This window comes from Pseudoalteromonas sp. MMG005 (assembly GCF_018101015.1).
Classification (GTDB): domain Bacteria; phylum Pseudomonadota; class Gammaproteobacteria; order Enterobacterales; family Alteromonadaceae; genus Pseudoalteromonas; species Pseudoalteromonas aurantia.
The window spans coordinates 57186-71083 of sequence record NZ_JAGJEK010000012.1; the positions used below are offsets into that span (position 1 = coordinate 57186).

Consider the following 13898-nt stretch of genomic DNA (forward strand, 5'->3'; position numbering starts at 1 on the left):
AAAAATTTCCACAGAATTTTATTTTAATAAGAAATTATTTCTAATGGCGTGGATAATAGTGTATTTTTTAAGTTCTGAATCAAGTATCTAGTTTAATTATTATTTTTAAATAACAACTAGGTCGATGGTGTAGCAATTAGTCAGTTTACTGAATTGATGTTTGCCACGTTGAGGGCTGCTTTGAACAAGAATAAGGCATTTAGAAGGGTTTAACCTAATAATTGCACCAAATTAAAGAACTTTAAATAATTCAGTATTTTAGAATTTAATGGATAACAAAAGGCAAGGATTTCATGAGATGAATGTCGTCCACACAAAATCTAACAATGAAAATATTGAGCAACAGCTAGAACGAAGTCGTTTAGAGCTTTTAGATATGGGGCTTCGAGGTAATCCACAATTAAATTGTCGTAGCACCAGTCAAAAGGTGTTGGATATTGTCGATGAAAAATCTGAGCACATTTATGAATTGTTAGTAAACCAAGAAGCTAAGATGAGCTTTTTACCTATTCCTAAGGTTTATCAACAACAAAAAGAAGTGGATGAGCAAGATCGTAGTTTTACTTTCGAACAGCCAGAGCAGGTAAAACTTCCTCCCTTAGATGTACATCTAGCTGAACAAAAAGGAGACGCAAGGTTCTCTGATAAGCACCTACAAACAGGTCTCATTCCAGAAAAGTTAGATAAATCTCTACTACGTATAGAGACAGAGGCCCATAACTTGCTTCAAGAGCAGGGTATTGAGGTGCTGTACTTAGCATTAGGGTTTCTAAAGTGGTACGAAGATGAGCGATCACAAACTGCGCGTTATGCGCCGTTGGTACTACTGCCTGTTGAGTTAATTAGAACCTCTGCAAGGGAAGGTTTCAAGCTAAGATATACAGGTGAAGATATTGGACCTAATCTTACCTTAGCCGCTAAATTAAACGGTGAATACAACTTTAAACTACCATTGTTTAACGAAGAATTCGATCCACTTAGCTATTATCAATCCGTTAGTGAATCCATCGAAAAAATGCCCCGTTGGCAGGTTATGGAAGACAAAGTTTCGTTGAGCCTGTTCTCTTTTGGCAAGTTCCAAATGTATATGGATCTTGAACCGTTGAGTTGGCCTGAAGGAAAAGCACCGTCGCAAAACCCTTTTTTGAACCGGCTTTTGAAAAGTGGCTTTGATGAAAGCGAAGTAATTGTAAAACAAGCATCTAACCACAAAACACTCCAGTCTCCAGAAACTCTTCCTTTGGTAAAGGATGCTGACTCTAGTCAGCTAGAGTCGATTATTGCTGCGCAAAATGGAGCAGACCTTATTATTCAGGGACCACCTGGTACAGGTAAGTCACAAACAATCACTAATATCATTGCCGAATCACTGGGGCGTGGTAAAAAGATCTTGTTTGTTGCCCAAAAAATGGCAGCTTTAGAGGTCGTAAAGAAACGTTTGGATGAATGCCATCTAGGTCATGCAGTACTAGAACTCCACAGCCACAAAAGCACCAAGAAGGCTGTGTTATCTTCGTTGGCGCAGGCAATGGAGCAGGGTAAACCAAGTATTCCTGATCGCACGATGTCCTATAAACAGTTGTCAGGAACCAAGGACAGTCTAAATGCTTACGTAGCCGCAATTGAAAAGCCAATTCTCGATAGTGGTGTAAACTATGTCGACGCTTTAGGTTTCTTGCAGAAAGCGGATAGCCAAAGAGAAAATACTGTACTCCCAGAGCTGCCATTTGACGTAATGAAGGCTTGGAATGTAGAAAAATTTACTACTGCAACACAAATTGTCCAAAGTCTAATAGATCACCTTGATCATATGGGGGTTCCTGAAGATAACGCATTTAGCATGTCAGATCGCTGTGAGATATCGCCGGTCGATCAAAAATATATTTCCGAGACATCAGCAATTTGCTATGAAGATTTGGATAAGCTTATCCAATGTGGCAACGCGTTAGCTAGTGATATGGGTTTACCTTTACCCTTGACAATACATGAGCTGGAGATAATAAATCGAGCGGCTGCCCGCGCTTTAGAAGCCCCAAAACTTAGTGGTATTAATGTAGACACAGATGATTGGCAAATTCGTAGAGAGACAATACGAGAAGGCCTTGCTGCTGGTTGCAAAATGACTAAGTTGTATGACTCTTACGAAACACGGTTTGTTGACCAAGCTTTTGATGCTGAACTACTAACTATTCGGCAGGGGCTGATTGGTCGTACAGACAAATGGTGGCGGATATTATCAGGAGATTACCGCCGCGCTAAAAAGAGTTTAGCTACCTTATGCAAAGACCCGTTAGCCGGTAATCCTAATGACTGGTTGCTTTGGGTGGATGATTTGCTGGATTACCAAAAGCAACAAAAACATTTTCAAGAGCATGAACTGTTATTGTCTGCACTTTTTGGTGCTCAGTGGCAAGGCACTAAATCTGACTGGAGTGTGCTGAGTGCTCTGTCAGAATGGATAATAGATCTTTACGAACAGATTGGTAAAGGTGATATTCCTAGAGGCCTGGCACAGTTTTTATCTGGCAACTCCGACCTAATTCAACACAAACAGCGATTTGATATAAGTCATGCTCTGGCCACCAAATTGGATGTGCAATTAAATCAACTGGCAGCAACAGTTAGCATAGCTAAAGATGATCCATTAAATAACCTGTCAACTTGCACTTTTGAAATACTTTTAGATATTTTATCTCATTGGCAAGATATTGATGGTCTATACCAGTATGTGCGTTACAACCAACTGATTGATGCATTGAAAGAAAACAACCTAACCCTGCTGGCGGATTATAGCCAAAATTGGCGACAAGATAATGCTCTTCTCTTGACTATACTAAAATTAAGCTATTATCAGGGATTAGTGACTACCGCTTATGATAGTAATGAGGTGATTAAACGCTTTGATCGCCTCGGCCATGAAAAGCTGCTTAGTGATTTTCGTCAACTTGATTCAGATAGTCTAGGCTATGCGCAGGAGCGGCTTGCTGATTATATATATCAATCTTTACCTAAGCGCCATGCCAAAGGTGAGATGGAAGTATTGATGCGTGAGTTGGGTAAAAAGAGTCGACATTTGCCCATTCGGCAGTTATTAACCAAAGCTGGTAACGCAGTTCAGCAAATCAAACCTATTTTCATGATGAGCCCGATGTCTATATCAACCTACTTAGAGCAAGGGGCAGTGGACTTTGACTTGGTGATCTTTGATGAGGCTAGCCAAATTACTGCACCAGACGCACTTGGTGCTCTTATGCGTGGTAAACAAGTCATAGTCGTAGGTGATAGTAAACAAATGCCACCGAGCGACTTGTTCGGGAAATCAGTGCAGCTAACCGATGATGATGTTGAAGATAGCGTAACAGCAGAGATGGAAAGTATCCTTTCCTTGATGGAAGCAAAAGGTGTGCCTCAGGTTATGTTACGTTGGCACTATCGCTCACGTAATGATTCATTGATTGCCGTTTCTAACAACCAATTTTACGATGACCGCTTATTAGCTTTCCCAAGCTCTGGTGCTCAAAAAGAAGCCAAAGGTTTAACGTTTAACCATTTACCCGATACTTTGTATGGTGAAGGAGGTACATCCTCTAACTGGGGAGAGGCAAAAGCTATTGCCGAAGCAGTTATGCTTCATGCTAAACAAACACCAAAATTGTCATTAGGTGTGGTTGCCTTTGGCATTGTTCAGCGTGAATTGATTATGATGGAAGTCGAACGGCTTCGTCGTGAAAATCCGGATCTCGAAGGTTTCTTTCAGCACCATGAAGGCGGAGATGAGTTCTTTATTAAAAACCTTGAAAACGTACAAGGTGATGAACGGGACGTTATCTTTATTAGTATCTGCTATGGTCGCAAAGCCGATGGTAAAATTAATCAAAACTTTGGTTTGATCAACAAAGTGGGAGGTGAGCGCCGGTTGAATGTATTGATCTCTCGTGCACGTTTAGCGATGGAAGTTTTTGCCAATTTCACTGCTGATGAGCTACGAGTTAACGACAATTCACCTTATGGCATCAGAGCACTGCAAGTTTTTTTACGTTACGCGGAAGTTGGTGGTTTTGAACAGGGGGACAGCACAAATGAAGTAGAAGTTGATCCACTTGAACAACAACTCTATAAAGCTGTATCAGCCTTAGGTTATCCTGTTGAGCAACGTGTAGGGCGTCAAGGTTTCCATCTAGATTTGGCAATAAAAAACCCTGAAGACAAAGAGCAGTATATCTTGGCAATAGAAAGTGATGGAACTAGCTATCAAAAGGCCGCGTCTGTTCGAGAGCGTGATCGGTTAAGATCTTCTATATTGCATGGTTTAGGCTGGCGTCAACATCGTGTATGGAGTACCGACTGGTACCGCAATGCGCAGTCTGAGATTGAGCGTATTAAAGAGGTTATCGAAAAAGCATTGGAAGAGCAGGTACTGATTGATGCACAAATAAAATCAAAAGAGCCAGCTAGCGATACTATAACACTTGCTGATACCAATAAACAGGTACCTATAGGTGCTAGCATAGAACGAGAGGCTTTTGACCTTGAAGACGAAATGGTTTATGTACCACGATATAGGATGGTTGGAGATTCAGAGTTAGGATTACCTAAAGTTGATGATTTTGGTGCTATCCCAACGGGAACTCTTGCCAATGCAGTCCGTATACTTGTTAATGGCGAGAGCCCCATTCTTCCATCTTTATTGATTGCTCGACTTGCTAGTGCCGCAGGACTTGCCCGTGCAGGTTCTAGAGTGAAACGGCAAGTAGAAATTGCTATAGATGAAGCTAAAGCTGCTCAGCATATTGTTGTTCGTAAAGGCGTCATTTTTACTGCTGACAATCAATCTGTTTCGTTGCGGAGTTGGGAGTTCTTACCTGATAATTATCGTAAACTCGATAATATTTGTGATGCAGAGTTAGTTAACGCAGTGCTACTTACCGTACGTGATGCATATACTATCGAAGAACAAGACGCGATAGCTGGAGCGCTATCACTTCTCGGTTTCAAGCGTGTTACGGCGCCGGCTAGGGAGCGAGTTAAGAGATTAACAGAGCAGCAAATACTGTATGGCTCACTGCTGCGAGTAAATGAACGATTACAAATTAAAGAAGAAGTGATGAGATAAAAAATAAGGTGAGAAAGGTATAAACCATATCTGTTTATCTTTCTCAAAATACAAGCCACTCGTTTGAAAATCCGATTAAGCTATTATTACGGATTGGTTAATCGAAAATAGGTGTATTTAAACATAATGCTTTAATAAAGGGTCTGAGAGATAATTGCATCTTTGACCCTTTATAGATGTGAGCATTGTTGGTGCTAGTCATTTATATCGTAGATTTTTTTCAAAGAAAGAAACCATGATTGGACTGTGGGGCTAAAGTCAGATATTTGAAATGTGTTACTTGTAGACAATAGCCATTGTAAAGTGCCAAATACAATAAAGTCTGAATATAGGGGGGCAGTCCCGCCGAGGAACTCAAATTTATCGAGGTATTTATCCAGCACAGTCAGCTTGGCCAGCAAAGTTATTTTGGCAGTATCTCCGTTCTTGGATTGAATTTCCGCTAGCGTATCACCAAAAAATGCTTCACGTGATGTTTTAAAATATGGTTTATCTTTTTCTTGTAAATGGTCGTAGATATCAGCAATTGCAATTTTAGCAATGTCTGAATGTAACGCGTTTGCCCATCCCTCGATGAATGTTGAAAAAGCGCAAAGCTCTTTCGAGTTAAATAATAAAGGCTGAGTTGGGTAAGTGGCATCTAAGTATTCGGCGATTTTATAAGAGTCACTGATTGCAGTGTCGTTATCGAGCAGAACAGGCACCGTTTTGAAATTGCCGTTAGGTATCGTTTTGATGTCGATAAAGGCGGTCTCTTCACTCGAAAAACGCACTTTTTTATGGAGTAAAGCTAAGCGAATTCGCCAACAGTAAGGACTAAAAATAAGGTTGTTGTTGCCCGTCAGTTCATAAAGTTTGATCATTATTGTTCTCCGAAATGAATCTGTGAATTTTTACAGAGTGATTTTTATAGCTTGTTTTATAGTACTGTATTTATTTGAATATCAGGAATATATTATTGCCGCTTAGGTTGTGTTCTAGCTTCTTTTTTTGGCGCAGCCAATGATGCTAGGAAAAAGAAGGTGAAGGATGTTGAGTAGGCATGAAATACCGTAGTTTTACGACTGTGTTTTTACCTTAAATCGACGATTTTGACATTGTGTAATTTAGATGTAACAGAAAACCTTAAGTACGACGGCTAATATTTTCATGATGATTACATTGATATAAAGTAAGCTTTCAAGGGAAAAAGTCGTGATTTAGTCGCGTAGAACAGACTTCAATGCCTAACGCTGATAGGTTGAAGTCATTTAGTACGTTCAATGCTCCGAAATGATGCCCATACCTAAATGCATCACTCATAAAACCCATTGATCAAAATTCATTGTTAATTTAGATTATATCCACTTTTTCGCGTCTTCAATATTTTTAAAGAAACCCTTTTCTATATTTATGTTATTGAAGATTAGGTTTGTGGCGTCTATTTGTATGCTACTAATTGCAACATATGCGACTTTTTCACACCCATGCTTCTGACTCCAAAGGAAAAAATACCTTGTATCTTCTATTGCTTCCATCGTCAGAAGCGTATGTCTTTCCAAAAAGATAATTAAGCTCCACTTACTAGGTGATTGTTCGCTAATAAGTGATTGGACATTATTGTGAACAAGCTTAACTCCTTCTTTATTGAAACTACCTGCCAATTCTAAAATTAAGACATTGTTTTCAATTCTGATTTTGGAGCAACCGTGGGGTGAATACTGCATATTATGCAAGTTAACATGATCTCATTTTGCTATTAAGTCTATCAGGTAAACAAAAAATGCCAAACTCAGTACACAAAGTTGCACTTTATTTCATATGGGCGTAAAGATACTCTACTAGGCTATGTTTAAGATATAGATTGTAAATCTTCATTTAAAGCTATCGTTATTTATTCCAATTTTAAAGTGAGTTCTCGTAACAAGGTGGAAGCGCTGTGTAATTCAGTTTCCGACATTCCGCGAGCAATATCATTTACCCAAAGGCTTTGCTTTTTCATTGCTTGTGTAAAAGCGTCACTTCCATCATTGGTAAGTGAATATAGCTTTGCTTTTTTATTATTCGGATTATCAAGACCGACTAATAGCCCTTCATCTGCTAAATCATTGGCTAACCTTTGAACTGACTGCCTTGATTGCCCCATTTTTCTAGCTATATCGGAAACAGTTAAAAATGTTTCTGAAGAAGATAGCGCACCTAATACTTTCCATCGAGCGCTGGTTAATCCAAGCTCTTTAACAAGTTTATCGCCTTCTTGGACTAATAATCCATTTAGCTTAAAAATATCCAGTATTATGTTAGTTAACAAGGCCCCTTCGGATGTGTGATTCATCGCTATACTCAATCTTAATTTTTTTGTTAAATTTATTTCCATAATACCTTTTTGGTTAAATTAGGAATAGTTTTAACGGTTAATTATTTCGAGTTTTGAATGAGAATTATGTAAATCGGATCAAAAAGTCGAGTCCCACAAATGCTTGTGAGAGTTTAATTACCAGCGAAATGCTGCGAAAGCTTTTTCATTGCTGACAAAGTTGAATATAACTCGCTTTTCGTTAAAGCTTCAGCTCCTGCAGCAGCCCAAGGGAGCTGTTTATTCCATAGTTGCCGATATATTTTTTCGCCTTTGTTAGTGAGTATTACGAGCTTCGATCGCTTGTGTTTGGGGTTGTCAGCCACGGTGAGCAACAGATCCTTTTTCATGGCATCTACAAGTCGCTGAGTTGCTTGGCGCGACTGGCCAATAATTCGAGCGATTTCAGAAACTGTTAGAGTATGCTCTGCTTGCGCGGTAGCCCCTAGCACTTTCCACCTTGCACTGCTTAGCCCGAATTCGCCTGCCATGATATCTCCCTCAGTATTAAGCATTCCGCTGACTTTAAAAATCTCTAAAACTATTTGAGTAAAAGCATCTTCCGGTGATTCGTTCATAAATTATTATCTATAATACATGTTGACAACATATTGTCACCATACTAATCTTGACATTATGTTGTCAAGTTTTGGATTTGTAGTGGAGAAAAAATGATACATAAATTACATCGAATAGCTGCGGTTTCTGCTTTTTTATGCGTGGTGACTTTTTTTGTCTCAACCGTGAGCGCCGAAGTTTTTGGGTCTAAAGAGTTAATAATTTTAGTGAAATCTTTGGTTGTTTTCCCCGGGCTTTTTATTTTAGTGCCATGTATAGCAACCGCGGGGGCAACAGGGGCTGCATTATCAAAAACAAAAAAAGGGCGGGTAGTTGATGGAAAGAAAAAGCGCATGCCATTTATTGCAATAAATGGGGTTTTTGTATTGGTGCCAGCGGCGATGTTCTTAAACTACAAAGCGGCAGCTGGAGCATTTGATACAACTTTTGTTGCGATTCAAATCATCGAATTGATTGTAGGTGCAGTAAATGGCGCACTAATGTTTTTAAATATTAGAGATGGCAAAAAACTAACAGGTAAAAAGAAAGGGGGCTAATGTTTCACATGCGGTATAAAACAACAAATATAAGCATATTGATTTTTCTTTTGTTTTCATCTTTTTGTTATGCACAAGGTGAAAATAAGACCTTTAACAAGGTTTGTAGCTCATGTCACAACGGTGGGATTAAGGGGTTTATATCAGGTGCGCCCAGTATTGAAGACAAACAACTTTGGTTGGAGTATCTAGAAAAACATTCTATTGATGAAATAAAACAGATCGTGCTCGAAGGCTCCGAAGAGCACAAGGTTAAAGGGGGCTGCAAAAAGTGTTCTAACGCAGAAATTATTGGTGCTATCAATTATATGCTTCGTCGTGTTAGCAGTGAAGAGGTGAAACCATGAAACCCTACTCAAACTTACTTGTGTTGCTTCATTGGATATTGGTGCCAAGCATACTAATTGCACTATTTATGGGAAATGATATTGCATCACTGTCAAACGATTTAGAATTAAAGGTTGATCGGATCAAAGTTCATACTGCGGCTGGAGTTTTTATTGGCGCATTATTTGTTATTAGGCTCATAGTGAGAATGACATCAACTTCTATGGGAGCGTTAAAAGAGAATGAAAGTAGTCTTTTAATACATAAGTTAGCTTCTCTTACTCATCGGACATTGTATCTATTAGTTTTTTTGATTGTGTTGTCGGGGATCGGAATGTCAATACAAATTGACATGTTTGAAATTATGCGGCTTGGCGAAACACTTCCTGAAAATTTACCTGAACTACCTGCTAGGCGAATACATGGGGTATTAACGTTGCTATTAACCGCACTAATCGTATTTCATACACTCGCTGCACTCTATCACCATTTTGTTTTGAAAAATGGCAATTTATCGAAAATGTGGTTCTACAAGCGTAAAGAATAAGCGTCACGCAAGACCAAACAGCGTTATCCAACTTCCACATTTACTAAAAACAAAGAAGAAGACAATGCTTGAAATTAAACCTCTGGATGAAATCGCTTCATTAATGGAGTTGTTAGCAACCGAGCAATCTTCAGCGGTCGCTTCTCCACACTTATTTGAAACGGTGGTCGTCGCCACCCAGCGAACGGGTACCTTAGCAACTAAACAGAGCAATTAGATAGGTCAGTTCACGTCTCATAAATTAGCTTCTTGTAGGAGATAAAAATGCTAAAAAAATCAAAGTTCACAAAATCATTTTTACTATTGAGTTTATCTATACTATTGACCGCTTGCCACCCTTCACCTAAAGAGGAAGTCGAGTCAACTCGTCCAATCAAAGCAATGAAAATAGGCTCTGCAAAACATATAGCAGACAAAAAATTTCCAGGGGTAGCACGGGCAACACAGGAGGTTGATTTATCGTTTAGAGTATCAGGTACTTTGAACGATATACCCGTAAAAATAGGGCAAGAGGTACGTATAGGTGATGTATTAGCTGTACTAGACAAAAGAGATTTTGAAGTGGAGTTGGCGAATGCTGAAGCAGGATTAGCTAATACAAAAGCGCAATTAAGTAACGCGAAAATAGAATATGAAAGGGTCATCAGAATCCAAGAAACAGACGCAGGTGCCGTGAGTAAATCCACAATAGATGCTCGAAAAGCAACATATGATCAAGCTAAAGCCTCATATGCATCTTCTACGTCTTTATTAAATGCAGCTAAAGATAGACTAAGCTATGCCACATTAAAAGCGCCATTTGATGGGGTAGTTGTTCAAAGGTACGCAGACAACTTTCAGGATATTAGTAGTAATTCTTCAGTTATTAGAATAGTGGATATATCTAAAATTGAAATGGATATAAACATACCTGAAAATTTAATATCAAATTTACCCTACGTCAAAAATTCAAGAGTGCGGTTTGATTCTTTTCCTGACTTAGTAATACCAGCGACAATTAAAGAAGTTAGTAATGAGGCGTCTCAATCAACTCGTACTTATAAAGTAAGGCTGCAAATGACGCCACCTGATGGAATCGATATTTTGCCAGGGATGTCAGGCTACGCTACAGGAGACGTTGCACGGCCGGAACAAGATACTTTTCAAGTTGTGGTCCCTCTGTCTTCAATATTTAGCTCTTCCGATTCTAAAACGACTTTCGTTTGGCTCTATGACATTGAAATGCAAACCGTAAAAAAGCACCCAGTTCAAAAAGGTACGCTTCTAGATCAAGGGATAGTAATTATTGATGGGTTAAAAGCTGGCGATTGGATAGCAACCGCGGGTGTGAATTACTTAAAAGAAGGTCAAAAAGTCCGTTTACTCGATAATCAAGGGACTAAAATATGAACCTGGCTGAATTTATGATGAAAAACAAAGTGGTTGCATTATTTAGTACAGTTTTGTTAACACTTGCAGGGCTATTTAGCTTCTTTAATTTAGGGCAATTAGAAGACCCTGAATTTACAATAAAAAATGCGTTAGTAATGACTTCTTATTATGGCGCTACTTCAACAGAAGTAGAGCAAGAAATCACAGACCGCATTGAAAATGCGATACAAGAGATACCAGAGGTCAACTCCCTTCATTCTCGTTCAACTTCAGGGCTTTCACTAATAACGGTGGAAATAAAAGGTGAATATTGGTCTGATAGATTGCCTCAGGTTTGGGATAAGTTACGACGAAAAGTTGGGGATATTCAGGAAGAATTGCCTAAAGGGGCCGGTACCTCGAAGGTTATCGATGATTTCGGTGCAGTATACGGTCTAATGTTTGGAGTCGTAGGTGATGGTTACAATTATTCTGAAATGTACAAGTATGTAAAAATCTTGCAGAAAGAGTTAGGTTTATTAGAGGGCGTGGCAAGGGTTGGTCTTTGGGGAGAGCAAAAACCTGCCATTTATATTGATATTTCAGAGAATAAACTTGCTAGCTTAGGGTTTTCAGGTGCCTCAGTAAACAGCCTTCTAAGTAACCAGAATAAAGTGATTGACGCAGGCCATGTTGAGTTAGATAGCTATCGCTTAAGTGTCAGGCCATCAGGAAGTTTTAAATCTCCCGATGACATAGGCGACTTATTAATACATGCTCAATCAAGAAACAATGCCAGTGAGTTCATTAGGGTCAGTGATATAGGAACCATTAGCGAAGGTTATATTGAGCCAGAAAGTGAGCTTATGCGTTTAAATGGTGAACCCGCAATTGTGCTATCAATCTCGCCTCAAGAAGGGACCAATGTTGTAGAGTTGGGAAAACGGGTAGCTGCTAAACTGAATGAAATTAACATGAGGTTACCTATTGGTATAGAAGCAATTCCTATTCATTGGCAGCCTGAAGTAGTTGATGAATCTGTAAATAATTTTTTGATTAATTTTGTCCAAGCAGTGGGCATTGTGTTAATTGTTTTGACACTTGCTATGGGTTGGAAAATGGGGGTAGTTATTGGTACTGCGCTTACGCTAACCATCCTTGGTACCTTTATTTTTATGGCTTTGTTTGGAATAGATCTACACAGAATGTCTTTAGGCGCTCTTATTATTGCTTTAGGAATGATGGTGGATAACGCCATTGTTGTGGCAGAAGGGTATGTGGTAAAAATAGGAAAAGGCATTGAAAGAGAAAAAGCAGCAATTGATGCAGCAAAAGGTCCTTCATTCGCGTTATTAGGGGCCACGATTATTGCTGTTATGGCTTTTTACCCTATATTCGCCTCAATGGAGGGGGCAGGAGAATACTGCCGAGCGCTATTTATTGTGGTCGCAATATCACTCACAGTAAGCTGGTTTGTGTCTTTGACGATAACCCCTTTACAATGTATGTATATGCTAAAACCTGAAGCACAGCCAAGTAACTCAGAAGGAAAGTTGCTTTCTGGGTTTCGAAAAACACTAGAGTTTTCATTGAAAAATCGAGTTTTTACAATAGTAAGTATGATTGTACTTTTGGCTGTAGCACTTGGAACCTTTGGCAATGTTAAGCAAATATTTTTCCCAAGCTCTTCAATGACAAAGTTTATGGTTGATTATTGGGCTCCAGAAGGCACGAAGATTCAATCAACTTCGAAAGGAATCAAACCGATCGAACAGTATTTATTGCAAGATGCTCGCATTAAAACTGTCTCTACATTCATAGGTCAAGGCTCACCAAGGTTTTATTTGCCAGTAGACCCTGAAAAGCCAAACTCTTCTTACGGCCAGCTTATTATTAATGTATCTGAATTAGATGATTTAGCATCAGTCGTTAATGATCTTCAGTTATGGATGGATCAGAATGTACCTAATGCCATGACAAGAATTAGAAAATATACAGTGGGTCCAGCACTAACATGGGAATTTGAAGCGAGGTTTATTGGTCCAGCAGATGCGGACCCCGCAGTACTGCGACATTTAGCGGAGCAAGGTATGAAAATTCTTAATGACTCTCCTTTAGCTAAAGAAGTATCAACAGATTGGCGGCAACAAGTTATCGATCTGGTACCCGAGTACAATCAGGTCAAGGGGCGAAGAACGGGTGTTTCACGTTTAGACATAGCGACCACTACTAAGCGTTTTTATGATGGCTATACAGTAGGGGTGTATCGTAGGGATGATGAATTGCTGCCTATCATAGTTCGCGAAAATGTAGTGGAAAGAAACATTAATAACCTCGATAATTTACAGGTTGAACCGTTAAATCAATCCTATTCCGTGCCTTTAGGGCAAGTGACCGATGCTATCAAAGCAGAATGGGTAAACCCTGTTGTCTGGCGTTATAACCGTCATAGAGCTATTACGGTTCAAGCAACGCCTGTTGGAGTGACCGTTTCGACATTAAGAAACACTGTCTTAGAGGATTTTAATAAAATTGAATTACCTGAAGGGTATAAACTTGAATGGTTTGGCGAATTCAAAAGTACTGTTGACTCTCAAAAATCACTAATACCCGGTGTAGTTCCTGCTTTGGCACTCGTTTTATTTATTTTAGTGGCTCTTTTTAACCAAGTACGACCCATGATAATTATTATTTTGTTAATACCTTTTGTAATGATTGGTGTTTCTTTCGGGCTTCAAGTCAGTGGGGCTGCTTTTGGATTTGTTGCTTTATTGGGGGTGATGAGTTTATCGGGAATGATGATAAAGAATGCCATTGTACTGATAGATCAAATAAATGTTGAAAAAGGTGAAGGAAAATCTACACAACAGGCAATTACCGATGCTGCCATTTCACGTATACGGCCAGTATTTCTTGCGGCAGCTACAACCGTACTAGGCGTCATTCCGTTGGCTCCAGATTTGTTTTGGCAAGGGCTGTCTATCGCGATTATGGCAGGTTTGTCATTTGGTACTGTGTTAACAATGATTTTATTGCCGGTTTTATATTCGCTATTTTATAAAGTCAAAATGACTTGGCCCGCGACACATAGTTAACGGACTAGTGAGATTT

10 protein-coding genes are annotated in these 13898 nt (G+C 39.3%); 7 read left to right on the forward strand and 3 right to left on the reverse strand.

The features are described from left to right. Window positions 1-298: 298 nt before the first annotated feature. The gene (locus J8M01_RS10815; RefSeq protein ID WP_211057976.1) at window positions 299-5113 is read left to right on the forward strand and encodes a DUF3320 domain-containing protein; all 4815 of its coding nucleotides are present in this window, start codon (window positions 299-301) and stop codon (window positions 5111-5113) included. Between the two features lie 194 nt (window positions 5114-5307). Here the strand turns inward: J8M01_RS10815 and J8M01_RS10820 are convergent, their stop codons facing one another. From J8M01_RS10820 to J8M01_RS10830, 3 genes are all read right to left on the reverse strand, one after another. After that, window positions 5308-5976 carry a glutathione S-transferase N-terminal domain-containing protein gene (locus tag J8M01_RS10820; RefSeq protein ID WP_211057977.1) on the reverse strand — a complete coding sequence of 223 codons (669 nt, stop codon included), beginning with the start codon at window positions 5974-5976 and terminating at the stop codon, window positions 5308-5310. Window positions 5977-6986: 1010 nt separating this feature from the next. Next, window positions 6987-7427, reverse strand: a complete 441-nt coding sequence (locus J8M01_RS10825) for a MarR family transcriptional regulator (protein ID WP_211057978.1) — start codon at window positions 7425-7427, stop codon at window positions 6987-6989. 155 nt (window positions 7428-7582) lie between these two features. Then, a complete protein-coding gene (locus J8M01_RS10830; RefSeq protein ID WP_211057979.1) occupies window positions 7583-8026 on the reverse strand; it encodes a MarR family winged helix-turn-helix transcriptional regulator in 444 nt (147 codons plus the stop codon). Window positions 8027-8119: 93 nt separating this feature from the next. On the opposite strand from J8M01_RS10830, the gene J8M01_RS10835 reads away from it, so the two are divergent. The 6 genes from J8M01_RS10835 (at window position 8120) to J8M01_RS10860 (ending at window position 13882) form a co-directional block, all read left to right on the forward strand. After that, complete coding sequence (locus J8M01_RS10835) at window positions 8120-8563, forward strand: hypothetical protein (protein WP_211057980.1); 444 nt, start codon at window positions 8120-8122, stop codon at window positions 8561-8563. Between the two features lie 50 nt (window positions 8564-8613). Beyond that, window positions 8614-8910 (forward strand): c-type cytochrome, encoded by a 297-nt coding sequence (locus tag J8M01_RS10840; protein ID WP_211057981.1) that lies wholly within the window; start codon window positions 8614-8616, stop codon window positions 8908-8910. Continuing rightward, window positions 8907-9437 (forward strand): cytochrome b/b6 domain-containing protein, encoded by a 531-nt coding sequence (locus J8M01_RS10845; RefSeq protein WP_211057982.1) that lies wholly within the window; start codon window positions 8907-8909, stop codon window positions 9435-9437. Before J8M01_RS10840 ends, J8M01_RS10845 begins: the two co-directional genes overlap by 4 nt. A gap of 64 nt (window positions 9438-9501) precedes the next feature. Next, window positions 9502-9654 (forward strand): hypothetical protein, encoded by a 153-nt coding sequence (locus J8M01_RS10850; RefSeq protein WP_211057983.1) that lies wholly within the window; start codon window positions 9502-9504, stop codon window positions 9652-9654. A gap of 47 nt (window positions 9655-9701) precedes the next feature. Beyond that, window positions 9702-10826, forward strand: coding sequence for an efflux RND transporter periplasmic adaptor subunit (locus J8M01_RS10855; protein WP_211057984.1), 1125 nt, complete (start codon window positions 9702-9704; stop codon window positions 10824-10826). Between the two features lie 14 nt (window positions 10827-10840). Next, window positions 10841-13882: an efflux RND transporter permease subunit gene (locus tag J8M01_RS10860; RefSeq protein WP_211057985.1), complete on the forward strand. Its 3042-nt coding sequence runs from the start codon at window positions 10841-10843 to the stop codon at window positions 13880-13882. Window positions 13883-13898: the final 16 nt, after the last annotated feature.

Bases quoted from the DNA above. Each gene is read 5' to 3' on its own strand.
- J8M01_RS10815 (WP_211057976.1), top strand. From the start codon at position 299: ATGAATGTCGTCCACACAAAATCTAACAATGAAAATATTGAGCAACAG.
- J8M01_RS10820 (WP_211057977.1), bottom strand. From the start codon at position 5,976: ATGATCAAACTTTATGAACTGACGGGCAACAACAACCTTATTTTTAGT.
- J8M01_RS10825 (WP_211057978.1), bottom strand. From the start codon at position 7,427: ATGAATCACACATCCGAAGGGGCCTTGTTAACTAACATAATACTGGAT.
- J8M01_RS10830 (WP_211057979.1), bottom strand. From the start codon at position 8,026: ATGAACGAATCACCGGAAGATGCTTTTACTCAAATAGTTTTAGAGATT.
- J8M01_RS10835 (WP_211057980.1), top strand. From the start codon at position 8,120: ATGATACATAAATTACATCGAATAGCTGCGGTTTCTGCTTTTTTATGC.
- J8M01_RS10845 (WP_211057982.1), top strand. From the start codon at position 8,907: ATGAAACCCTACTCAAACTTACTTGTGTTGCTTCATTGGATATTGGTG.
- J8M01_RS10850 (WP_211057983.1), top strand. From the start codon at position 9,502: ATGCTTGAAATTAAACCTCTGGATGAAATCGCTTCATTAATGGAGTTG.
- J8M01_RS10855 (WP_211057984.1), top strand. From the start codon at position 9,702: ATGCTAAAAAAATCAAAGTTCACAAAATCATTTTTACTATTGAGTTTA.
- J8M01_RS10860 (WP_211057985.1), top strand. From the start codon at position 10,841: ATGATGAAAAACAAAGTGGTTGCATTATTTAGTACAGTTTTGTTAACA.